The sequence below is a fragment of the Streptomyces sp. SN-593 genome (genome assembly GCF_016756395.1).
GTDB lineage: Bacteria > Actinomycetota > Actinomycetes > Streptomycetales > Streptomycetaceae > Actinacidiphila > Actinacidiphila reveromycinica.
In genome coordinates this window covers 6,416,779-6,438,285 of record NZ_AP018365.1, presented here as the reverse complement: position 1 = coordinate 6,438,285, position 21,507 = coordinate 6,416,779, and the positions used below count along the sequence as shown (strand labels likewise).

General features: G+C 71.6%; 28 protein-coding genes. All 28 read left to right on the top strand.

Going from position 1 to position 21,507, the window contains the following annotated elements; genetic code table 11:
• The first annotated feature begins 5 nt into the window (after nt 1–5).
• The 28 genes from RVR_RS27455 (at nt 6) to RVR_RS27325 (ending at nt 21,429) form a co-directional block, all read left to right on the top strand.
• Nucleotides 6–254, top strand: coding sequence for a hypothetical protein (locus RVR_RS27455; protein WP_202236560.1), 249 nt, complete (start codon nt 6–8; stop codon nt 252–254).
• Nucleotides 251–517 carry a hypothetical protein gene (locus RVR_RS27450; RefSeq protein WP_202236559.1) on the top strand — a complete coding sequence of 89 codons (267 nt, stop codon included), beginning with the start codon at nt 251–253 and terminating at the stop codon, nt 515–517. Before RVR_RS27455 ends, RVR_RS27450 begins: the two co-directional genes overlap by 4 nt.
• Before the next feature lie 69 nt (nt 518–586).
• On the top strand, nt 587–1,180 hold the full coding sequence (locus tag RVR_RS27445) for a hypothetical protein (protein ID WP_202236558.1): 594 nt from the start codon (nt 587–589) through the stop codon (nt 1,178–1,180).
• Between the two features lie 69 nt (nt 1,181–1,249).
• Nucleotides 1,250–1,552 carry a hypothetical protein gene (locus RVR_RS27440; RefSeq protein ID WP_202236557.1) on the top strand — a complete coding sequence of 101 codons (303 nt, stop codon included), beginning with the start codon at nt 1,250–1,252 and terminating at the stop codon, nt 1,550–1,552.
• A 260-nt stretch (nt 1,553–1,812) separates the two neighbouring features.
• Complete coding sequence (locus RVR_RS38955; protein ID WP_346731480.1) at nt 1,813–2,142, top strand: MerR family transcriptional regulator; 330 nt, start codon at nt 1,813–1,815, stop codon at nt 2,140–2,142.
• A 22-nt stretch (nt 2,143–2,164) separates the two neighbouring features.
• Complete coding sequence (locus RVR_RS27435; RefSeq protein WP_237404998.1) at nt 2,165–2,629, top strand: DUF4429 domain-containing protein; 465 nt, start codon at nt 2,165–2,167, stop codon at nt 2,627–2,629.
• Between the two features lie 170 nt (nt 2,630–2,799).
• Nucleotides 2,800–3,141 (top strand): HNH endonuclease, encoded by a 342-nt coding sequence (locus RVR_RS27430; RefSeq protein ID WP_202236556.1) that lies wholly within the window; start codon nt 2,800–2,802, stop codon nt 3,139–3,141.
• A gap of 142 nt (nt 3,142–3,283) precedes the next feature.
• Nucleotides 3,284–3,778: a phage terminase small subunit P27 family gene (locus tag RVR_RS27425; RefSeq protein WP_202236555.1), complete on the top strand. Its 495-nt coding sequence runs from the start codon at nt 3,284–3,286 to the stop codon at nt 3,776–3,778.
• Between the two features lie 64 nt (nt 3,779–3,842).
• A complete protein-coding gene (locus tag RVR_RS27420) occupies nt 3,843–5,426 on the top strand; it encodes a terminase large subunit domain-containing protein (RefSeq protein WP_202236554.1) in 1,584 nt (527 codons plus the stop codon).
• 8 nt (nt 5,427–5,434) lie between these two features.
• A complete protein-coding gene (locus tag RVR_RS27415; RefSeq protein ID WP_202236553.1) occupies nt 5,435–5,623 on the top strand; it encodes a hypothetical protein in 189 nt (62 codons plus the stop codon).
• Complete coding sequence (locus RVR_RS27410; RefSeq protein ID WP_237404997.1) at nt 5,620–6,846, top strand: phage portal protein; 1,227 nt, start codon at nt 5,620–5,622, stop codon at nt 6,844–6,846. The genes RVR_RS27415 and RVR_RS27410 overlap by 4 nt, the downstream gene beginning before the upstream one ends.
• A complete protein-coding gene (locus RVR_RS27405; RefSeq protein ID WP_202236552.1) occupies nt 6,839–7,549 on the top strand; it encodes an HK97 family phage prohead protease in 711 nt (236 codons plus the stop codon). The genes RVR_RS27410 and RVR_RS27405 overlap by 8 nt, the downstream gene beginning before the upstream one ends.
• A gap of 129 nt (nt 7,550–7,678) precedes the next feature.
• A complete protein-coding gene (locus RVR_RS27400; RefSeq protein ID WP_237404996.1) occupies nt 7,679–9,142 on the top strand; it encodes a phage major capsid protein in 1,464 nt (487 codons plus the stop codon).
• Between the two features lie 71 nt (nt 9,143–9,213).
• Nucleotides 9,214–9,678, top strand: coding sequence for a hypothetical protein (locus RVR_RS27395; protein ID WP_202236551.1), 465 nt, complete (start codon nt 9,214–9,216; stop codon nt 9,676–9,678).
• Nucleotides 9,679–9,688: 10 nt separating this feature from the next.
• Nucleotides 9,689–10,585, top strand: coding sequence for a hypothetical protein (locus tag RVR_RS27390; RefSeq protein WP_237404994.1), 897 nt, complete (start codon nt 9,689–9,691; stop codon nt 10,583–10,585).
• Nucleotides 10,582–11,055 (top strand): hypothetical protein, encoded by a 474-nt coding sequence (locus RVR_RS27385; protein WP_202236550.1) that lies wholly within the window; start codon nt 10,582–10,584, stop codon nt 11,053–11,055. Before RVR_RS27390 ends, RVR_RS27385 begins: the two co-directional genes overlap by 4 nt.
• A gap of 18 nt (nt 11,056–11,073) precedes the next feature.
• A complete protein-coding gene (locus RVR_RS27380; protein ID WP_202236549.1) occupies nt 11,074–11,373 on the top strand; it encodes a hypothetical protein in 300 nt (99 codons plus the stop codon).
• 3 nt (nt 11,374–11,376) lie between these two features.
• Complete coding sequence (locus RVR_RS27375; RefSeq protein ID WP_202236548.1) at nt 11,377–12,342, top strand: phage tail tube protein; 966 nt, start codon at nt 11,377–11,379, stop codon at nt 12,340–12,342.
• 13 nt (nt 12,343–12,355) lie between these two features.
• The gene (locus RVR_RS27370) at nt 12,356–12,814 is read left to right on the top strand and encodes a hypothetical protein (RefSeq protein WP_202236547.1); all 459 of its coding nucleotides are present in this window, start codon (nt 12,356–12,358) and stop codon (nt 12,812–12,814) included.
• An 83-nt stretch (nt 12,815–12,897) separates the two neighbouring features.
• On the top strand, nt 12,898–13,020 hold the full coding sequence (locus RVR_RS38705) for a hypothetical protein (protein ID WP_272933113.1): 123 nt from the start codon (nt 12,898–12,900) through the stop codon (nt 13,018–13,020).
• Nucleotides 13,013–13,486 (top strand): hypothetical protein, encoded by a 474-nt coding sequence (locus RVR_RS27360; protein ID WP_202236546.1) that lies wholly within the window; start codon nt 13,013–13,015, stop codon nt 13,484–13,486. Before RVR_RS38705 ends, RVR_RS27360 begins: the two co-directional genes overlap by 8 nt.
• A 33-nt stretch (nt 13,487–13,519) precedes the next feature.
• Nucleotides 13,520–16,111, top strand: a complete 2,592-nt coding sequence (locus tag RVR_RS27355; RefSeq protein ID WP_202236545.1) for a phage tail tape measure protein — start codon at nt 13,520–13,522, stop codon at nt 16,109–16,111.
• Nucleotides 16,112–16,123: 12 nt separating this feature from the next.
• Nucleotides 16,124–18,946: a hypothetical protein gene (locus RVR_RS27350; RefSeq protein ID WP_202236544.1), complete on the top strand. Its 2,823-nt coding sequence runs from the start codon at nt 16,124–16,126 to the stop codon at nt 18,944–18,946.
• Between the two features lie 90 nt (nt 18,947–19,036).
• Nucleotides 19,037–19,510 (top strand): hypothetical protein, encoded by a 474-nt coding sequence (locus RVR_RS27345; RefSeq protein WP_202236543.1) that lies wholly within the window; start codon nt 19,037–19,039, stop codon nt 19,508–19,510.
• Between the two features lie 9 nt (nt 19,511–19,519).
• Nucleotides 19,520–20,341, top strand: coding sequence for a GH25 family lysozyme (locus RVR_RS27340; RefSeq protein ID WP_202236542.1), 822 nt, complete (start codon nt 19,520–19,522; stop codon nt 20,339–20,341).
• Between the two features lie 29 nt (nt 20,342–20,370).
• A complete protein-coding gene (locus RVR_RS27335; protein ID WP_202236541.1) occupies nt 20,371–20,658 on the top strand; it encodes a hypothetical protein in 288 nt (95 codons plus the stop codon).
• 11 nt (nt 20,659–20,669) lie between these two features.
• On the top strand, nt 20,670–21,128 hold the full coding sequence (locus tag RVR_RS27330; protein WP_202236540.1) for a hypothetical protein: 459 nt from the start codon (nt 20,670–20,672) through the stop codon (nt 21,126–21,128).
• Nucleotides 21,121–21,429: a hypothetical protein gene (locus RVR_RS27325; protein ID WP_202236539.1), complete on the top strand. Its 309-nt coding sequence runs from the start codon at nt 21,121–21,123 to the stop codon at nt 21,427–21,429. Before RVR_RS27330 ends, RVR_RS27325 begins: the two co-directional genes overlap by 8 nt.
• Nucleotides 21,430–21,507: the final 78 nt, after the last annotated feature.

Here is a 21,507-nt window from a genome sequence, read left to right as displayed (position 1 = left end):
CGCGCATGACCACCGACGAGATCCTGGCCGCACTGGCCGCGCTCCCCCCGGACGCCACCGACCGGGCCCGCGCCAGCCTCGCCCGGGATACCGCCCACCACGTGCCGGACCCAAGCCAGGCACGCCAGATCACTGCCAGCATCGCCGCGGCCGGCCACAAGATGCCGCTGGTCTACGCCCGGCTCGCCGCCGCTTTCAGCCTCCCGCCAGCACCCGCCGAGGCACAGCCGGACCACGGCCGGGACGAGCGGTGACGGGGCACAGCCCAGCGCCTGCCCACCGGCACACCGCCCTGGAGCGACTGCACGCCGAGGCAGACGACGCATCACCGCCAGTCCTGCCTGCCGGGCCGGCCTTGGTGTACGTCGCCCCCGACGGCACCCCGACGACAATCGACGAGACCGCCGTCGATGGACCACGCGACCGCGTGCTGTGCCGGGCGCTGCTGCGCCACGCCGGGAAGCTCCTCGACGACGCAGAGCAGCAGCACGCCAAGAACCCGGTCGGGTTCGCCTAGCCCGTGGCGACAAGATGTCTTGAAGTGGCTTCACAAGTCGCTTGTGTATAGGCTTGTGAAGTCGCTACATTGAGAGTCGCCAGCACCTCACCGACTGGAGACCACATGCCGACCGACCCCACCGGCGCAGCCAACCGGCTCCGCGACCGCATCCTCGACGCCGTCGAGCAGTACGACGCGGAACGCACCGACAGCGACACCCACGACGACCCCCTCAGCCGCAGCTACCTCGAACATCTGGCCAAGCGCTACGACGTCATCAGCCAGAGGGGCAGCAAAGCAGAGCAGGCACAGAAGATCACGCAGAAGATCACAGCCGAGTTCTCGCTCCTTGATGTACGCGTCCTGCGAATGGTCGCTGACGCCCTCGCCGCAGCTGTGCCCGCCATCGTCACGAAGCACGCTGCCGCCGGCATGGAGCCGCCGCAGATCGCCGAGAAGATCGCACTCACCCCGTCCCGCGTCTACAGCATCCTCCGCGAACAGCGGAAGGCGGAAGAAGTGCAGGAGATCATCGCGGCTGGCGTCGCCAACGATCCCGACCCGCACGCCTCCTACAAGAAGTACGAGAAGGCCCTCGCCAACGCGGACGGCGCCGAAGACTTCCTCGCCGCGTTCCGCGCGGCCCTCCCCGACAAGACCACCGAGCCGCCCACCGCCTGACGAACGCGGGCCCACCTATGCGACTGCACCGCACGGCGGGCCCGACTACCACCCGGGAGCACACCCGACATGGCACCCGCCACCGTACCCACCCGCACGACGCCGCCGCCCGTCGGCCGCAGCCTCACCGTGCGCATCAACGAGCAGCTGCACGACGACCTCGTCACCCTCCTCACCCCCGGCGCCGAACTGTCCAGCATCGTGCGCTGTATCCTGCACGACACCGCCGAGGCATACCGCCGCGCGCACGACCTGGGCGACGTCCCGCACGACACCGCGCCCGACCTGCGCATCCACTACCGCGGCGAGCAGGTCCCGACGCTGCCCATGCCGCCCGGTGCCCGCACTGCGCCCGTCCTGTGGACCCCGTAGCCGTCGTGCGCTCCTGACCGGTCGCCGAGGACCCCGTCGCGGCGGCGGGGTCCTCGTCGTGCCGCTGTGGTCCGCCCCCTTCCGGCGAGGCCGCCCAGCGACTCGGACGCGACGCCGAGAACGCAACGGCCCGCACGACAGATCGCGGCTCAGGGCATCCTGCTGGACATAGATCATCTGCTAGCGCATACTCGCTGCCAGCGCCACACGTATGTCACTCACCCCGCCTGAGCGGGGTTTTTGCTTGCTGGGGGGTGATCATGACCACCACATGGCTCACCGCCGGGCAAGCCGTCGACCACGCGAACCGGATACGCGCACTGTGCTCCGCAGGCAACGCTGGCTGCACGGAACGCACCCTCCGGTCCTGGGTCGCCCGCGGCCACCTCCCAGTGGCCGGTCTCGACGACGGCGGCCGCCAGCTCTTCACCCTCGCCGACGTCGCCCGGGCCGAACTGGCAACCCGCGCACGTGCTCTGCGCCTGGCGTCAACGCCGGGCGCCGCACCCCGGCGGGGCTTGCCGCACGTCACAGGTCAGTCACGACCAACCGGAGCACTCCACCAGGGCCCGGCCGATCCGCCACCGTGAACCCCACCAAGAGGGGGTCATCGTGGAAGAGATCAAAGGCGTCAACGGCCAGGCCGAGTTCGACGGCCAGTATCTGACCATCCGGCGCAACGGCGGCGTGGCACGCCGGACCATCGGCAAAGGCGAGAAGCGCCTACACATCAGCCAGATCAGCGCGGTGCAGTGGAAGCCAGCCGGAGCCCTCTTCGGTGGATTTATCCAGTTCACCATCCCCGGCGGCGTAGAGAAGCGGAGCAGCTTCGGCACCCAGACCAGAACCGCAGCGCAAGACGAGAACTCGATCGTCTTCACCAAGAAGCAGCAGCCCCACTTCGAGAGGCTCCGCGCCGCCCTTGATGAAGCCATAGCCCGGCACCATGCCCCCCAGACCAGCACCGCAGCTCCGAGCATCGCCGACGAGATCGCCAAGCTCGCTGCGCTCCGCGACCAACGCGTCATCACGGACGCTGACTTCGAGCAGGCGAAAGCCCGGCTGCTGGGCGGCTGAGACTCCGAACCTCTCACGAACGGCCCGCGCCCACCAGCGGGCCGTTCGCCGTATACAGGCGCCCCGCCCTCCTCGTTTCACCGCACCGGCCGCAAAGGGCCCCGTCCCGATCTGGTCGTCCTGCCCGATCCGGCCCGACCCGCACATCCTGTGCGCGAGGAGGTGAGCCCATGCAGCGCCGCCTACGCCCGTGCCTGGACTGCCAGGAGCTCACCCGCAACGCCTCGCGGTGCGACGCTCACCAGGCCGCATGGCAGCACCGATACGACGTCCAGCGCGGCAGCGCCAGCCAGCGCGGCTACGACAGCAGCTACCGACGCACCGCAGCAGCAGGAGTGACCGCGCACCGCGCGGAGTACGGCGACTGGTGCCCCGGCTGGGGCGTGCTGCCCCATCACGCCACCGACCTGACTGCAGATCACGTCACACCCAAGGCCCGCGGCGGCGGCAACGAGCCGGACAACCTGCAGGTGCTGTGCCGCGCCTGCAACTCCCGCAAGCACGCACAGTGACGGCGATGACGATGTGTCGCGCGCCGGGGGGTGGGTCGATCTTGAACACGATGATCATCTAGGGACCCGGCCCCCCACCCCCCACACACAGCCGCGAAATTGGACCGTTTTTTGGGCCGGTTGGTTCTTGGGGGTGGCGATCATGACCGCAGGCCGACCCAGGACGCCCACGGAGCGTAAGCGGCTGACGGGCAACCCCGGCAAGCGTGCGCTTCCCGAGCCGGTGGTCGTCGAGCTGGTTTCCGTGGCCGACCTCCCGCCGGCGCCCGGCACCCTCGGCGATGTAGGCAGGGCGGTCTGGGATCGGCTGTGGACAGCCGGTCAGAAGTGGCTGTCCCCCACCACCGACCTGGACATCCTGACCCGGCTGTGCGAGGCGCACGACGAACGCGACGCGATCCGGGAGGCCATCGCGGACGCCGGCTACATGGTTCCCGGCTCGATGGGGCAGCAGCGCGCCAACCCGCTGCTGTCCCATCTGCGCGCGCTGGAGTCGCAGATGACCAAGTGGGAGAGCCTGTGCGGCTTCACTCCCACCGACCGGGCGCGACTCGGCATGAGCGAGATCAAGGCCAAGTCGAAACTGGAGGAGATGTTGGAGCGGCGCGCGAAGCGGACGGGCAACGGTGGCGCGTAGGGCGGCCGCGCCACCGCGCTTCCCTCGCCAGCTGCCGCGCGGACCGGACCTGTGGGACCCCTCGATGTCCCGGTGGAACGAGGGCAACACCGATGGGATCTTCGCCTGCGAGCTGATCGAGTCGTACCTGCGGCTGACCAAGGGCGTCCAGCGCGGCCAGCTGGTGCGGCTGCGGGCGTGGCAGGCCGACGTGATCTGCGACATCCTGCGGCTCGTGCCGGGTAGCCGGCTGCGGCAATACTGGACGTACCTGCTGCTGGTGCCGCGGAAGAACTCCAAGTCTTTGCTCGGCGCCGGGTTGGCGATCGACGGCATCCTGGACGAGCCGGGCGCCGAGGTGTACTCCTGCGCGGCGGACAAGGACCAGGCGAAGCTGATCTTCGGCGAGGTCAAGTCCGCCGTCGAGATGTCGCCGGAGCTGGACGCCAAGCAGGGCGGCCTGCTCAAGTGCTACCGGGACGCGATCGAGTATCCGGCGACCGGGTCGGTGTACCGGGCCTTGTCCAGCGAGGCGTTCACCAAGGAGGGGCTGAACCCCTCGCGGGTGCTGTTCGACGAGCTGCACGCCCAGCCCAACAGCGAGCTGTGGGATGTGATGAACCAGGGCTCGGACACCCGCGCCCAGCCGCTCATCGTCGGTATCTCGACGTTCGGGAAGAAGACCCAGGCCGACGGCCAGGACACCATCTGCTACCAGCAGTACCAGTACGCGAAGAAGATCATCAAGGGCGAGGTCGACGATCCGCGGTACGGGGCGCGGATCTACGAGACCAACGACCGCGCCCGCGGGTTCCGGTACCTCGATCAACGGGTGTGGCAGCAGGCCAACCCGGCGTACGGGGACTTCCTGGACGGCGAGAAGATGGCCGCGGTCTCCCGGAAGCTGTCGGAGCCGGACTTCAAGACCAAGCGCCTGAACGTGTGGGTGACGGCCGCGAAGGTGTGGCTTCCCGAAGGAGCCTGGGAGCGCTGCGAGGACTCCGAGCAGGAGATCCCGGACGGCGAAGAGGTCGTGCTGTCCTTTGACGGGTCGTACAACAACGACGCGACGGGGATCATCGTGACCCGGCCGGGCGAGCCGCTGGTGTTCGACCCGGAGGCGCCGGAGAACGCCGACCTGGACGAGGACGAGCGGGCGGTGAAGGCCGCCGAGCTGAACGCGGGGCTGCGCCGGCCACACCAGGACGTGGTGCAGTTGTGGGAGCGGCCGGAGAAGGCGCCGCCGGACTGGGTGGTGCCGATCCTGGAGGTCGAGGACGCGCTGCGGGCGGCGTGCCGGCGGTGGCAGGTCCGGGAGATCGCGGTGGACCCCGCACGGTGGGCCAGGACGTACCAGATCCTGGAGGCCGAGGGCCTGCCCGTCGTCGACTTCCCCCAGTCGCCGGCGCGGATGGTGCCGGCGACGAACCGGTTCTTCGAGGCGGTGATGAACGGCTGGGTCACGCACTCCGGTGACCCGCGGCTGGCCCGCCACCTGGCCAACGCCGTCGTGAAGCCGTCGACGGGCGGCTTCATGATCTACAAGGAGTCCAAGGGCTCACCGCGGAAGATCGACCTCGCGGTGGCCGCGATCATGGGCCTGCACCGCGCCTGCGCGCCGCCTTCCAAGAAGCCCACGCCCCGGTTCTTCAACTGGGCGGACCTGTAGGAGGTGCCATGCGCGTACCCGCGGTGTTCAAGCGCCTGTTGCGGCGGCCGGCCGCGCCGCGGCGGCTGGTCACCGACCTGGTGGACGTGGCCGGCCTGGGCTGCCTGGACGGCGCCGCCTGGTGGCTGCAGCCGATCGCCGGCCTGGCGCTGCTCGGCCTCATGCTGCTGTTCGTGGGGTGGGTGATGGACCGGTGAGCCTGCTGCGACGCGCCACCCGGGCGGCCGGCCCGGTGCAGGAGTTCGGCGACTCCTCGATCCCCACCAACGGCAGCCTGGCGCACCTGACCGCGTCGGGTGTGCCGGTCAACGACCAGACCGCGATGAAGCTCATCTCGCTGTTCGCGTGCGTGCGCATCCTCGCGAACACGGTGGCCGGCCTGCCGATCCGTGCGATGCAGGCCGCGGGGTCGATCCAGGTGCCGGTCGACCGGCAGCCGACCATCGTGGTCGACCCGTTCGGCGGCGGCTCGAACACCGCGTGGCCCACCCGCCGAGACGGCGCCAAGCAACTGGTCGTCTCCGCCGCGCTGCGCGGCAACGGCTACGCCGTCATCACCGCCCGGGACTACCTGTTCCGGCCGGCCCGGTTGTCGGTGTGCCACCCGGACAGCGTGAAGGTGGACACCGACGACAGCGGCGGCCGCATCTACGAGGTGAACCGCGTCCCCGTCGACACCGTCGACATGGTGCACGTGATGGGCATGTCGATGCCCGGCGCGATCACCGGCATGTCGCCCATCGCCTACGCGCGCACCGCGATCGGCCTCGGCCTGGCCGCGGAGGAGTTCGCCGCACGCTTCTTCGGCGACGGCGCGCACCTGTCCGGGGTGATCGAGGTCAAGGAGGACATGACCGTCGCGCAGGCCCGGCAGATGAAGGAGGCGTGGGACGCCTCCCACGCGGGCCTGAAGAACTCCCACGCGTCCGGAATCCTGTCCGGCGGCGCCTCCTGGAAGTCCATCACGGTGCCGCCGGAAGACGCGCAGTTCCTCGGCACGAAGGCGGCCTCGAACCTCGACATGGCGATGCTGTACGGCATCCCGCCGCACATGCTCGGCCAGGTCGACCGCACCACGTCCTGGGGCACCGGCATCGAGCAGCAGGCCCTGGGGTTCCTCGCCTACACGATGGGCGACTGGCTGGGCATGTTCGAGGACGCATGGACCGGGATGCTGCCGCGCGGACAGTCCGCGTGCTTCGACACCCGCAAGCTGCAGCGCACCGACCGGGCCGGACGCATGGCGGCCGCCGTCGCCGCCCGCACGGCGAACATCGAGACGATCAACGAGCTCCGCGGCGAGGAGAACCTGCCGCCGGTCGAGGGCGGGGACGACATCCACGCCCCGCTGAACAGCGCGCACACCAACACCGGCGCCGCGCCGGGCGACACGGAACCGGAGGGCCCCGCGCATGTCTGACCTCACCGCCCGGGCTGAGCGGCCCACCACCATCCAGCGCCGCAGCGTGGCGTTCCGGGACGTCGAGCTGCGCGCCGTGCCGGACGGCACCGGCGGCAGCACCCTGACGTTCACCGGCTACGCCACGGTCTACGACATCGGCTACGAGATGTCGGACTGGCTCGGCGGTTTCACCGAGGTGATGCGGGCCGGCGCGGCCACGAAGACCCTCAACGAGGGCGCGGACGTGCCGTTCCTGATCAACCACGGCGGGCTGACGCTGGCGCGCACGAAGTCCGGGACGCTTCGGCTCGCCGACGACACCACCGGCCTGCACACCGAGGCCGGACTCGACCCGCGCAACAACGCCGTCCAGGACCTGCAGTCGGCGATGGAGCGCGGCGACGTTGACGAGATGAGCCTGGCGTTCTGGATCACCCGCCAGCAGTGGAGCCCGGACTACGACCAGCGGGACATCCTGGAGATCAACCTCAACAAGGGCGACGTGTCGGTGGTCAACTACGGCGCGAACCCGAACACCGCCGGCGCGCAGATGAACGCCCGGGACCTGGCCGAGCGGGCCGCCCGGCTGCCGGAGGACGAGCAGCGCGCCCTGTACGAGCGCCTGGCCGCGCGCTTCGCCCCCGCGGCCGAGGAGACGCCGGCGCAGGCCGGCGGGGACCTTGACTTCTACCTGGCCCAGGCCGCCGTCATCGGCCTGTGACCGCCTGAACCACCCCTCGCCTGGCCACCCTTGCGCCGGAGCCCGCGCCGGACCCCCACGGGGCACCACCCGGGCCACCACCCGAGCACGTCAGGCACGCCCACACCCACACCTGCGAGGAGGCCCCGCGTGGACATCGCGGAGATGATCAAGAGCCTCCAGGAGACGCGTGCCGCGAAGCGCAAGACGCTCGACGCTCTCCTGGAGAAGGTCCAGAACGACAAGCGCAACAAGCTCACCGACGACGAGCGGCGCGACTTCGAGGCCGGCAAGGGTGAGATCGCCGAAATCGACCTGCGCATCGCGGAGCTGGACGAGCAGCTGCGCGGCGACCAGGCCGCCGAGGAGACCCGCCGCCGCTACGACCTCAAGCCGGAGGTCGAGGTGCGCTCCGAGCCGCTGACCTACGAGCGCGGCTCCGGGCACTCCTACTTCCTGGACCTGGCCCGGATGCAGCTCAACCGGGGCGACGCCGACGGCGGCGTGGCCGCCGCGGCCGCGCGCCTGCAGCGGCACGGCCAGGAGATGAACGTGGAGTTCCCCAAGCGGGAGCGCGCCCGGCAGAAGGCCGCCGAGCGCGACCGCGACGACCTGGACAAGGTCGTGCGCAGCCGCGGGCGGGGCACGATCTTCGAGAAGCGCGTCAACCCCAACCGGACCGACGGCCAGGGCGGGTACTTCGTGCCGCCGCTGTGGCTGGTCGACGACTACATCGACCTGCCCCGGTTCGGCCGGACCTTCGCGAACACCGTGCGGAACATGGAGCTGCCGCCCGGCACCGACAGCATCAACGTGCCCAAGGTCGCCACCGGCACCAAGGTCGGTGTGCAGACCGCCGACGCCGCCGCGGTCACCAGCCAGGACCTGACGGACACCTACGTCACCGCGCCGGTGCGGACGCTGGCCGGCCAGCAGGACGTCGCGATGCAGCTGCTCGACCAGTCCCCGGCCGGGTTCGACGAGATCACCTTCGCGGACCTGATCGCCGACTACAACATGCAGCTGGACACCCAGTGCTGGACCGGCACCGGCAACAACGGGCAGCTCAAGGGCGCCCTGAACGTGACGGGCATCAACGCGATCACCTACACCTCCGAGACGCCGACGCTGCCGGAGCTGTACACCCCGATGATGCAGGCGCTCAGCCAGTCCGCGACCAAGCGGAAGGTGATGCCGTCCGCGGTGTTCCTCACCCCGAGCCGCTGGTTCTGGATGGCCGCCCAGCTCGACGACCAGAACCGGCCGTTCATCCTCCCGGAGACCCAGGCCCCCTTCAACCCGCTGGCGCTGCAGACCGGCGGCGACGTCGAGGGCCCGGTTGGCCGCGTGCTGCAGTTCCCGCTGCTGGCCGACGGGAACATCCCCTCCACCCTCGGCACGGGCACCAACGAGGACCGCATCGCCACGATGCGCACCTCCGACCTGTTCCTGTGGGAGGGCTCGATGCGCACCCGCGTCCTGACCGAGATCCTGTCCGGCACGCTGCAGGTCCGCTTCCAGGTCTACAACTACGCGGCGTTCATGCCCGACCGGCGCCCGGAGACGATCTCCGTCATCTCCGGTACCGGCCTGGTCGCCCCGACCGGTTTCTGACCGGCCCCCGCTCCCGGGCCGCCGTTCGAGGGTGCGGCGGGCCGGGCACCACCGTCCCGGAAGGACCACCCATGCATGACCGCATCGCAGAACTGCGCGGGCTGCGCGCCGAGCTGAGCACCGTCACGACCGGGCCGCGCCGCGAGCAGCGCAAGGACGACGCCTCGGCCATCGAGGCCGCGATCGAGCGCATCCGTACCGACCTCGGCGAGGCCGCCGACGGCCTGGAGGCGGAGTCCGCGGACCTGGCAGAGCAGGGCGCCGACGGGCGGGCGGGCGACGCCGCAGTGGCCGCCCGCGTGCTGCGGACCGCGCTGGACGCCGACGCCGCCGGCGAGGCCGACCCGACCGACCCGGCCGCCCGCGCCGCGCTCGCTGAGGCCCGCGGCCGGGCGATGGCCGCCGCGAACCAGCTGCAGCAGCGCCGGCTGCGCGAACACCTCGGAGTCGGGGACGAGTCCGAGCCGTCGACGGCCGCGGGCCGCAAGCGCACGGCGGCCGCGGCGAAGGCGCCCGAGCAGACCGCCAAGAAGTAGGGGGACCGACGTGGTGGCGCTGGTGTACGTGCCCGGCCAGGACGTCGGGCTGCGCGCCGCGGTGGTCGACGCCGACGGCGACCCCGCGGTGGTCGACGACCTGGCGGTGACCGTCACGGTCACCGACCCGGCCGGCGCCCCCACCAGTCCCGCCCCGGCAGCCGCCGGCGGCGGCGTGTTCACCGCGGTCGTGCCCGCGGTGAACGTGCCCGGGGTGTGGCTGGTGCGGTGGAGCGCCACCGGTACCGGGATCTCCTGGGCGGACGAGAGCCAGTTCCAGGTCCGTCCGGCCGGCGTGGAGCAGCTGGTCGACCTCGCGTCGGTCAAGGCGCACCTGAACCTCTCCCCGGGCGACAACCGCCAGGACGACGAGCTGCAGGGGTTCATCCTGGCCGCCGCGGACCTGGCCCGGGACGTGGTCGGGCCGGTCCTGCCGGAAGTGCACACCGAGTGGCACAACGGCGGCCGCCGCACCATCTCGCTGGACTGGCAGCCGATCAGCGCGGTGGCGTCGGTCACCGAGTACATCGCCGCCTCGACCTACGTGCTCACCGAACAGCCGCTGGGCCAGGCCGCGATGGACTCCTACGGCTACACGCTCGACCTCGACCGCGGCACGATCACCCGCCGCGCGGTCGGCGACGCCATCGCGTTCGCGCCGGGCCGGAACAACGTGAAGGTCGTGTACACCGCGGGCCGGGCCGGCGCGGTCCCGTTCTCCGTGCGGCTGGGCGCGCTGGAGTTGATCCGGCACCTGTGGCAGCTCACGCAGCAAGGCGGCCGGTCCCGGTTCGCCGGGTCCGGCGCCCTCGACGAGGGGTCCGGGCCGGCCCCCGCCGGGTTCGCGCTGCCCAACCGGGTGCTGGAGCTGTGGAAGCCCTTCAAGCGGCCGCCGGGGGTCGCATGAGCACGCCCATCCCGGTCTCGACGGCGCCGGCCGCCCGCCGCTGGCTGTTCGAGCAGTTCACCGCCCAGATCGCGCCCGACCCCGACAACGCGCGGGCCTCGCTGCTGATCTGCTACGACGTGCCCGGCCCCAACGAGCCCGAGGACATCATCGCCGTGGGGCTGGTCACCCGGACCCTCGACGTCAACAGCGTGGTGGGCGGCGGCGGCAAGGGCTGGCTCGATGAGCGGTACTCGATCGCGGTCACGATCGACTGCTTCCGCGGCGGTGACGACCCGGCCGCGGTGTTCGACCGCGCGAGCACCCTGCTCGACCAGACCTGCGCGATCGTCCGCACCGACCCGACGCTGGGCGGCGCGGTGCTGGTCGCGCGCCCCACCACCTCGCAGACCGAGGGTGAATGGGACTCCGACAACCTCGGCCGACACACCGTCGTGACGTTCGCCGTCGAGTGCTACGCCCGCATCTGACCCGCAAGGAGGGCCGCCGTGCCCGAGTACCGCTACACGGGCCTGGACGCCCGGACCTACCCCACGCTCGGCCTGACCGCGGTCCCGGCCGGCGCCGACGGCGGCCCCACGGTCGCCCAGTTCGACGAGCGGCCCGCGCCGCCCGCCGACGGCACCCCGCCCGCTCCCGTGCCCGCCGGTACCCGCTACGCCCCGACCGATGGCCGCTGGGAGCCGGCCACGCCGCCGGCCGCCGCGAAGAAGACCGCCGCGCCGGCCGCGCCCACGCCGCCGGCGCCCGACGAGGCCGCCCCGGCCGACACCCCGAAGGAGGCGTGAGCGATGCCCCAGCCCACATTCCGGTCGTTCCTCGGCATCGGCCTGGAGACCACCGCCGGCGAGGCCGTCGACGCGACCGCGTTCATCCCGGTCAAGACCATGAGCCCCAGCGACAAGCTGACGCTCCTGGACGACCAGGGCATGCGCGGCTCCATGGTCCAGACGTATGACAAGATCGCCGGTCCGATCTGGTCGGAGTACGGATTCGACGGCGACGTGTTCCCCGACACCGCCGGCTGGATGCTCGCCGGCATCCTCGGCGACATCGCCACCACCGGCGCCGCCGCCCCGTACACGCACACCATGTCGCTGCTCAACTCCGGCAACGGTCAGCCCCCGTCGTACACCCTCTCCGACTTCTACACGATCGCCACCCGGCAGTTCGCCGGCCTGATGTTCTCCGAGGTCGGCATCAAGTTCTCCGGCGACGGGATGCTGACCTACTCCGCGAAGGCAACCGCGCTCGCTTCCACCACCGCCGACGCGCCGGTCCCCTCCTACACCGGGGTGCCGCCGCTGGCCGGCTGGGTCGGGCAGATCTCCATCGGCGGCAGCAGCGCGGCGTTCGTCACCGACGGGGAGTGCACCCTCAAGCGGGACATCACCGTCGTCCACACCTCCGACGGCACCCAGGCCCCCTACGCGCTGTGGGCTGGCCCGCTGTCGGTCTCCGGGAAGCTCACGCTGGTGATGGAGGACGACACCCACTACCTGAACTACCTCAACAACTCCAAGCCGCCCCTGGACATCACCTACAGCCAGGGCGCCGGCGCGGCCGCGGTCGCGGTCGGCCTGCACATGAGCAAGGCGGCGTACACGGCCGCCGAGATCGGCCGCGGCAAGGACTACATCGAGCTGTCCGTCGACTACGAGGCCCTGGCGAACACCACGGACGCCGGCACCTCCGGCGGCTACTCCCCGATCAAGGCGACGCTGACCAACGCGGTCGCCGCCTCCACCTACACGTAAGGACAACGCCCTCATGGCCACCACCCTCGACCCGACCCAGGCGCACCGCGTGGAGCTGCCCGGCGGCTGGGCGGACCTGCGCCCCGTCTCGGACATCACCGAGCGGATGCGGCGCCCCATCAAGCGCCTGTCCGCGAAGCTCACCAGCTTCCCGGAGTTCATGAACGCCGTGCAGGCCGGCAACGCCGCGACCGCCGACGGCAGCGAGATGACGCAGGCCCAGCAGCTGGCCCTGGCGGCCTCGATGGGGGACGCGTTCGACGTCCTGGAGGAGCTGCAGGACGCCCTGGTCGTCGCTGTCACCCGCGGCTGGTCCTGGGACTTCGCCGTCACCGTCGACGGGGTCCTGGACCTGCCCGGGCCCGCCCTGGACGCGCTGCGGCAGGCCGTCGCGCCGTACCAGAACGCGCTGAACCCGAACTTCGACCCGACGCCGGCGCCCGGGTCCCCTACCGGGCCCTCCAGCGACTGAGGGGCCAGCTGGAGGGGCTGTTCGAGTACGACCCGGCCGAGCTGCCGTCCGAGGAGTTCCGGGAATGGCGGCTGATCAGCCTCATGCACTGCACGCCGGCCGAACTCGACGAGCAGCCCGCGGTGCGCCTGGACTGGCTGCTGGCGGTCGACGACACCGTGGCCCGAGCCCGCGCCAACCTGGAGAAGAGGGCCGCCCGTGGCTGAGTCGATCGGAGTGCGCGTCACCGGCGTGAAGGAAGTCCGCGGCAGCCTCGCGGCGATAACCAAGGAGATCGACCTCGCCACCCTCAAGGCGTTGAAGGCCACCCAGGCCCTGGCGAAGTCGAGCATCAAGGCGGGGCTGCGGGGCCGGCCGCGGTGGGACCACCGCGGCGCGTCCGGCCGCACCGGCGACACGGTGTCGCTGAACCTGTCGCCGCACCACGTGAGCAAGTCCGGCGGCCCGGGCCGGCTGACCGGCACCCTGTCGCGCGGGGTCGGCGGGGTGCGGCGCCCCAAACCGCTCCCCGGCGGCGGCTTCCAGGGCGGTGTCGGCGTCGGCGCGGGGGTGCGCAACCTCTACAAGAAGCGCCTGGAGGGCCAGTACCCGTACTTCAAGCCGGGGCTGCGCAAGGCCGAACCGAAGATGGCCGCCGTATGGAACACGGCCTGGGCGAAGGCCACCAGATGACCACCTGACCAGCACAGACAGGGGGTGGCCGTCGTGGGTGCCCTGCCCCCCGTCTTCATCGAGTTCCTGGGCAAGACCACCGGCGTCAAGACCGCAATCGCCGGCGTCGAGACCGAGCTCGCGACCGTCGACGCCCAGGGCGCCGGCGCCTTCGCCAAGACCGGGATGCTCGGCAAGGCCGCAATCCTCGGCCTAGGCGTCGCCGCGGCGGAGACCGCGAAGAAGACCGTCGAGATGGCGGGCGACTTCCAGCAGCAGATGACCCGCGTGCGGACCGGCGCGGGCGAGGCCGCCGCCAACATGAAGACCGTCAGCAACGGCGTGCTGGCGATGGCCGGCCAGGTCGGCCAGGGCACCGCCGAACTGACCCAGGGCCTGTACACGATCGAGTCCGCGTCCTACCACGGCACGGACGCGCTGAACGTGCTGCGGGTCGCGGCGGAGGGCGCGAAGGTCGGCAACGCCGACCTGCAGACCACCACCGACGCCGTGACCACGGCGATGAACGCCTACAAGACCGGCGCCGGGTCGGCCACGCAGGTCATGAACGCCCTGATCGGCACCGAGGCCGAGGGCAAGACCAACCTGGAAGACCTCGCCGGGTCCATGGCGAGCATCCTGCCGACCTCGGCGGCCGCCAAGGTCGGCCTCAACGAGGTGTTGGGCGCGATGGCCACCATGACCGCCCAGGGCACCCCGGCCCGGGTGGCCGCGACCTACCTTCGGCAGACCATCGGGATGCTGTCCAACCCGTCCGCGAAAGCCGCGGACGAGATGAAGAACCTCGGCCTGAACGCGGTCCAGGTCGGCCAGGAACTCGGCACCAAGGGCCTTGCGGCGACCCTGACGACCCTGACCGACGCCATCCAGTCGCACATGGGCCCGGCCGGCACCGTCGTCATCCAGAAGCTGCAGGGCGCCGCCGGCAGCGCGACCGCCTTCCAGAAGGTGCTGGCCGACCTGCCCGCCAGCCAGCAGACGTACATCGGCGCGCTGGCCACGATGGTCGGCGGCACCAAGTCGATGATGGGCGCGCTGCAGCTGACCGGCCCGCACATGGCCGACTTCCAGAAGAACACCGCGGGCATCGCCGAGCACGTCAAGGCCGGCGGCAAGGAGATCGAGGGCTGGGCCGACGTCCAGAAGAACTTCAACCAGAAGGTCGCCCAGGCCAAGGCGTCCCTGGAAGCCCTCGGCATCCAGATCGGCCAAGTCCTCATGCCCTACGTGCAGGGCATCATCGGGGTCCTGGCCACCGCCACCGCGTGGCTGACCCGCCACCACTCCGCCGCGGTCGCCGCTGCCGTCGTCATCGGTGGCGTCCTCGTCTTCGCCCTGGCCGCGGCCACCGCCGCGCTGTACTCGATGGCGGCCGCGGCCGCCGTCAACCCCGTCACGTGGATCGTGCTCGGCGTGATGGCGCTGGTCGCCGCGGTGGTGCTGCTGGCGATGCACTGGCGGCAGGTCTGGGACGGCATCAGGATCATCACCGCTGCTGCCGTCGGGATGATCCTGCTCGCCTGGGATGCCGTCGCCGGCGCCACCGTCGCGGTCTGGTCGGCCATCTCCGGCGCGGTCATGTCCGCCTGGCACGCCATCGCCGCGTTCTTCGCCTCGGCCTGGCACGCGGTCGCCGATCCGATCGTGGCCGGCTGGCGGTGGGTGTCCTCGGCCACCTCGACCGTGTGGAACGGCATCACGGCGTTCTTCCGCCGCTGGTGGCCGCTGCTGCTGGTGATCTTCCTGCCTCCGGTCGCCGCGCTGCTGGCGATCTGGAACCGCTGGCACGCCCAGATCCTCGGCACCGTGCACACCGTGTGGAACGGCATCACGGGGTTCTTCGCCGCGGTCTGGAACGGCATCGTGGCCAGTGCCCGAGCGGTCTGGTCCGTGATCCGAGCGGTGATCATCGCGCCGATGACCGCGGTCTGGAAGGGCCTGCAGTCGCTGTGGCACACCGTCTCGGCGTGGCTGGCGGCCGCCTGGCACGCCATCGCCGGCACCGCGTCGTCCATCTGGGCGAGTATCCGGGACCGCATGACCGGGCCGCTCACGTCCGCCTGGCACACCATCACCACCACCGTCGCCCGGATCAAGAGCGCGATCAGTAGCGGTCTGACCAGCGCGTACAACGCCGTCAGCGGCATCGGGACCAAGTTCCTGCAGATCGGCAAGGCGATCGTCGACGGGATCGTCAAGGGCGTCGTCAACAGCGGCGGCGCCCTCAAGAGCGAGCTCGGACACCTCGCCAACAGCGCGCTGTCCAGCGCCAAGGGCTTCCTCGGCATCGGCTCGCCGTCGAGGGAGTTCGCCGACCAGGTCGGCCGGTGGATTCCCGCGGGCATCGCCCAGGGCGTCACCGACAACGCGGCCGTCGCCCACCGCGCGGTCGGCAGCCTCGCCGCGGCCCTGCCCGGCGCGGCCGGCGCCGCCGGCGTCGGGGTGAGCGCGCTGTCGCTCGGCACGGCCGCCTACGGCGGGGCCCGGATCATCTCCCAGACCGTGCACGTCACCGTGCAGGGCTCCGTGCTGACCTCCGGGCAGCAGCTCGTCGACGTCGTCCAGGCCGGGTTCCTGCAGATGGGCGCGCGCAACCCGCAGACCTACCCCGCGTTCGCCCGATAGGAGGCACCCCGCGTGGCCCTGAACCCCGCCTACCCCGTGGTGGAGACCGCCTGGGGCCCGTACTGGACGTGCTCCGGCGGTGAGATCCCCCCAGACCGGTACGTCGACGTCGGCGGCCGCACCCTGGGGCAGTTCACCGCCCAGCGCGGCCGGCAGTACGAGCTGGACCAGGTCCAGGCCGGCACCTCCACCCTGCCCCTGTCCAACACCGACGGCGCCCTGGACCCCACCAACGCCGCCGGGCCCTACGCCGGCCACGTGCTGCCGTTCCAGCCGGTCCGGCGCCGCGCCCAGTGGCCGCCCACGCCCAACCTCCTCAACCAGGCGCAGGCCACCGGCGGCGACGTCGGCGGGCAGCCGCTCGGCGCGCTCAGTACCGCCGACGACGGGCCGCGCATCCTCACCGGCACCGACCCGGTCGGCGGGCAGCTCGTCGCATCCGGCACGGCCTGGCAGGGCGGCACCGTCATCGCCATGGCCGTGCCCGCCGGGGCCGCGGCCGGCGCGTGGGTCTGCTACACCGCCCAGCCCGCCGTCCGCCCGGGCCAGACGTACACGGTGCAGCTGCGCGTCCGCAACGTCAGCCCGGGCACCTCCGTGCAGGTCGCGGCCGGCTTCCGGACCCTGACCGTCGAGGACGCCGCGGCGACCACCGCCGCCGGCACCACCGCGACGCTCACCGGATCGGCGACCGCGGCCTGGACGTACATCGAGGTGACCGCGACCGCGGACCCGGCCAGCTCCGGCCTGCAGGTCGGCGTGCAGCTGGCCGCGGCCGCCGCCGCGGCGTGCACCGTGCAGGTCGACGGCTGGCAACTGGAGGCCGGCGCCGCCACCGACTGGGTGCAGCCGGGCGTCTGGTACCCGATCATGGCCCAGTTCACCGAGGACTGGCCCGCGCAGTGGACCAACGGCGGCACCTACGGCACGGTCACCCCGACCGGCGTGGACGCCCTGGCGCTGCTCTCGCAGGTCACCCTCGACGACCCGCTCAGCGCCGAGATCAAGTCCCACGCCCCGCGGTTCGTGTACAAGCTCGACGACCCCTCCGGCTCCGCCGCGGTCGCCGATTCCGCCGGGAACTGCCAGCCTGTGCCCGTCGCCAACAGCAAGTACGGCCCGTCCCCGATCACGTTCGGCACCGAGATCACCGCCGCCGACACCGTGAACGGCATCTTCACCGGCGCGCCGGGCCCCGTGGCCACCTTCACCAACCCCAACCCCGGCCAGTCCATCTTCGGGAGCGCCTGCACCTACCTGTCCCTCACCCAGGCCGGCATCACCGGACCAGCCGACCCCACCGCCGCGTGGACCCGCATGGTCGCCTTCCGGTACCCCTACGGCACGCCCGCCGGCGCCGCCGAGATCTGGATGGCGGCCGACAACCGCCGCGCCAACAACATCCTCGCCGGCGCCCTGCTCATCCTCGCCATCAACGACAGCGGCGAGTTCGGCGCGGCCACCGGCGGCACCGGCGGCCAGAACCTGCAGATGTTCCCCCCGCTGGGCAACGTCGCCGACGGCAACTGGCACCTGGGGTTCGTCGGGCACGACCCGGACACCGCCACGATGTGGGTCGGCGTCGACTCCGCCAGCTGGGAGTGGAACGTCACCGCAGATCAGGTTCCCACCCCGGGGTCGCTCACCATGGACTCCATCGGGGCGTTCGTCGACGAGAAGGCCCGGTACACCTACGCCCACTTCGCCGGCGACCTCGCGTTCGCGTGCGAGTTCCCCGTCTCCCTGTCCGTCACCGCGCAGGAAGACCTCTACCGGTCCTGGAAGAACTCCCTCACCGGCGAGTCCACCGATGAGCGGTACGCGCGCATCCTGCGCTACGCCGGCTACACCGGCCCCAGCGACCTGCAGACCGGCCAGACCACCGCGATGGGCCCGGCCGACTTCGGCGGCCAGGACGCCGTCACCGCCGCGCAGGGCGTCGTCGACACCGAGGGCGGCGCGCACTACGTCGACGGCGCCGGAACCGTCGCCTTCCGGGCCCGCTCCGCCCGATACAACGCCACCACGCCGGCGTTCGTGTTCGGCGAGCGCCTGGAGGCCGACGAGTACCCCTACGAGGACTGCCAGCCCGACTACGACTCCACCCACCTCGGGAACGTCGTGCAGGTCACCCAGACCGGCACCGGCCAGGTCTTCACCGCCACCGACCCGGCCTCGATCGCCGCCTACTTCCCCCGCACCATCACCCGCGACGTCAACGCCGCCGACCCGAACGAGTGCCAGGACGCCGCCAGCTACATCCGGTCCCGCTACAAGGACCCCGCCATGCGGATCGGCACCCTCAGGCTCCACCCCTCCGCCCACCCCGCTCTGTGGCCGGTCTGCCTGACCCTGGAACAGGGCACCCGGGTCCGCGTCATGCGCCGCCCGCTCGGCGCCCCGGCCATCACCCTGGAGCAGTTCGTCGAGAACCTGAACTGGACCATGGACGACCGCGGCGAGGCCGTCCTCGTCCTGCAGACCAGCCCCGCCGACACCACGCCCTACGGCGTCATCTCGGCCTGGCACACCACCCTGGCGCTCCCGGCCGCCGCCGGCGCGACGTCCCTCACCATCACGCCCGGCCAGACCTGCGCGTCCCTGCTGCCCCCGCACTACACGCTGTGGCTCGCGCCCGAACTGGGCCTGGGCACCCCGGGGCGCGAGGCCGTCAGCGTGCTCCACCAGGTCGGCGACGTCATCACCCTGAACTCCCCGCTCCAGCACAGCTACGCAGCCGGGGAATCCGTCACCGAAGCCCTCCCGGACGACACCGCCACCCCGGAGCAATGGGACGGCTCCAGCACATTCGATTCCACCGCATTCACGTACTGAAGAGGACGCATGACAACCCCAACTCCAGTAATCGCGGAGCCTGGAGATTTTCTGACGGCGGCACTGTGGAATTCCACCGTCACAGCGGCCATGGAGTGGGCATTCACCACCGGGCCCCCTCGATTCTCCGGCTACTGCAACGCCTACACCGGCGGCAGCCCCGCCGGCACCCTGGCCTCGTCCACGAGCTACACCTCGATCCCCCTGGATAGCGAACTGTTCGACTCGGCCGGCGGCCACAACAACACCACCAACCCCGACCGGTACGTGGTCATGGTGCCCGGCACCTACCACGTCACCGCCTCCGGAGGCTTCTCCGCCAACGCCACCGGAAACCGCTCCGTGCGCATCGGCGTGAACGGCGGCGCGGCGATCCCCTCCGGCCAGATCGCCACCGCAGGCATGTCCGGCAACACCTGGTACGGCAACGTCTCCGCGCTCGTCGCGCTCAACGCCGGCGACTACCTGTCCGTACAGATGTGGCAGAACTCCGGAACAGCCCTCGCCCTTTCCACCGGCGCAACCGGCGGCCCATCGCTTTTCGCCCTCTGGGTATCACCGTAAGGAATTCACATGACCGTCAACGGAATTGACGTCGCGTCCTACCAGACGAGCACCTTCTCCACCTCCGGCCTCGGATTCGTGATGGTCAAGGCCACCGAAGGCACCAGCTACATCAACCCCAAGCACACCGCGCAGGTCGCGCACGCCCGGGCCGCGGGCGTCACCGTCGGCCACTACCACTTCGCCCGGCCCGGCAGCATGTCCGCCCAGGTCGCGTACTTCCTCCAGCACGCCGCGGCCGCGCCCGGCGACGTCCTCGCCCTGGACTGGGAGGACACCGGGGTGTCGGGGGCGGACAAGGACGCCTTCATCAAGGCGCTCCAGAAGGAGTCACCCGCCCACCGGGTGCTGCTCTACTGCAACGTCGACTTCTGGCTGCACCGCGACACCACCTCCTTCTGCGGGGACGGGCTGTGGATCGCCGACCCCGAGTCGGACGCCGGCCACCCGCGGGTGGAGCACGCCTGGACGCTCCACCAGTACAGCGTCTCCGGCGGCGTGGACCGCAACGTCGCCAACTTCGCCAGCAGCGACGCGCTCACCGCATGGGCGGCGAAGGGGAGTTCCGGCGCCGTGCCGAAGTACGAGCCGTTCCCCGGCGCCTCCTGGTTCACCGTCGGCCGCAAGTCCCCTGTCGTCGCCGCGATGCACGCCCGCCTGGTCGCGGTCAGCTGCAACCACTACCAGACCAGCAGCAACAAGGACGTGATCGGCTCCGGCGACATCGCCTCCTACCAGGCGTGGCAGCGCAAGTGCGGGTACAGCGGCGCGGCCGCGACCTGGCCGCCCGGCAAGACCACCTGGGACAAGCTCCACGTCCCCACCTCCTGAACTCCACCCCAGCAGAACGGACCATCGTCATGAACAAGCGCTTCATCCTGGACTTGGCCGAGCGCACCGCCGCGACCTACGTCGAGGCCGTCGCCGGCCTGCTCCTGGCCAACTCCACCGGCCTGATCGACCTCGGCGCGGTGAAGGCCGCGGCCGCCGCGGGGTTGCCGGCTGCGTTCGCCGTCCTCAAGGCAGCGCTCGCCGGCAGCGTGGGCACCACCGGCACCGGCGCCCTGCTGCCCGCGCCCGCCGAGCCGGCCACCGCCGCCGAGGCCGCCCCGGCCGCCCCGGCCGACCCGCCGACGGCAGCAGCCTGATGCGGGCCGCGGTGTCCCGGACAGGCCGGCGGCTGGGGTACCGCGGCGCCGCCCTGCTGATCTGCGGGGCCGGCTGGACCACCTACGGCGCCGGCCTGCTCGCGGACCCCCGCTTCGGGATCACCCGCGGGGTGACCGCCCTGACGCACATCGCGCCGATGTGCGTGTGGGGCTGGGTCTGGGTCGCCTCGGGGGTCCTGTGCGCGGCCGCGGCGCCGCTGCCGTCCCGCCGGGACTGGTGGGGGTGGGCCATGGCCAGCGCGATGCCCGCGGTCTGGGCGGTCGCCTACACCACCGCCCGCGCCCTCGGCACGCTCGCCCAGGGCTGGTACAGCGGCGTGACCTGGGCGGTCTTCCCCGGCCTGCTGGCGATCCTCGCGGTAGCGACACGACGGGTGGTGTATCTGTCGCGGGAGGTCGCCCGGCTACGGCTCGCCGCAGCCCAACGGCAGGAGGGAGCGCATGGCTGATACGGACGGCGGCCTCTACGGCTACGTGAGCCTCCTCCTGGGCGCGGTCGTCGCGGTCGTGGTCGCGAGGATCAGCCGCACCCGCGACGACGAGCCGGACCTGTCCACCGTGGAAGGACTCGCGCGCGAGCTGGTCCGGGTCCGCCAGCGCCTGGCCGACATCGAGGCCGCCCAGCAGCACGCCGGCAACCGGCTGGCCGCGCACGGCCGCTACATCACCGTCCTGCAAGACGCCCTCCGCGGCGCCGGCCTGCCGGTACCCGACCCGGCCGCGGCCGACGCACAGCTCATCACCGGCTGACAGAACCACCAAGCCCCCGCCCGGCCCCCTGTGGCCGCGGCGGGGGCATTCGTGCGTCCAGAACTCGAGCGTTGTCGT

Coding starts and splice junctions, on each gene's coding strand:
- RVR_RS38705 (WP_272933113.1), top strand. CDS start 12,898: ATGCACTGCACGCCGGCCGAACTCGACGAGCAGCCCGCGGTGCGCCTG.
- RVR_RS27370 (WP_202236547.1), top strand. CDS start 12,356: ATGGCCACCACCCTCGACCCGACCCAGGCGCACCGCGTGGAGCTGCCC.
- RVR_RS27425 (WP_202236555.1), top strand. CDS start 3,284: ATGACCGCAGGCCGACCCAGGACGCCCACGGAGCGTAAGCGGCTGACG.
- RVR_RS27345 (WP_202236543.1), top strand. CDS start 19,037: ATGGAGTGGGCATTCACCACCGGGCCCCCTCGATTCTCCGGCTACTGC.
- RVR_RS27415 (WP_202236553.1), top strand. CDS start 5,435: ATGCGCGTACCCGCGGTGTTCAAGCGCCTGTTGCGGCGGCCGGCCGCG.
- RVR_RS27375 (WP_202236548.1), top strand. CDS start 11,377: ATGCCCCAGCCCACATTCCGGTCGTTCCTCGGCATCGGCCTGGAGACC.
- RVR_RS27405 (WP_202236552.1), top strand. CDS start 6,839: ATGTCTGACCTCACCGCCCGGGCTGAGCGGCCCACCACCATCCAGCGC.
- RVR_RS27325 (WP_202236539.1), top strand. CDS start 21,121: ATGGCTGATACGGACGGCGGCCTCTACGGCTACGTGAGCCTCCTCCTG.
- RVR_RS27385 (WP_202236550.1), top strand. CDS start 10,582: ATGAGCACGCCCATCCCGGTCTCGACGGCGCCGGCCGCCCGCCGCTGG.
- RVR_RS27420 (WP_202236554.1), top strand. CDS start 3,843: ATGTCCCGGTGGAACGAGGGCAACACCGATGGGATCTTCGCCTGCGAG.
- RVR_RS27430 (WP_202236556.1), top strand. CDS start 2,800: ATGCAGCGCCGCCTACGCCCGTGCCTGGACTGCCAGGAGCTCACCCGC.
- RVR_RS27335 (WP_202236541.1), top strand. CDS start 20,371: ATGAACAAGCGCTTCATCCTGGACTTGGCCGAGCGCACCGCCGCGACC.
- RVR_RS27340 (WP_202236542.1), top strand. CDS start 19,520: ATGACCGTCAACGGAATTGACGTCGCGTCCTACCAGACGAGCACCTTC.
- RVR_RS38955 (WP_346731480.1), top strand. CDS start 1,813: ATGACCACCACATGGCTCACCGCCGGGCAAGCCGTCGACCACGCGAAC.
- RVR_RS27440 (WP_202236557.1), top strand. CDS start 1,250: ATGGCACCCGCCACCGTACCCACCCGCACGACGCCGCCGCCCGTCGGC.
- RVR_RS27395 (WP_202236551.1), top strand. CDS start 9,214: ATGCATGACCGCATCGCAGAACTGCGCGGGCTGCGCGCCGAGCTGAGC.
- RVR_RS27455 (WP_202236560.1), top strand. CDS start 6: ATGACCACCGACGAGATCCTGGCCGCACTGGCCGCGCTCCCCCCGGAC.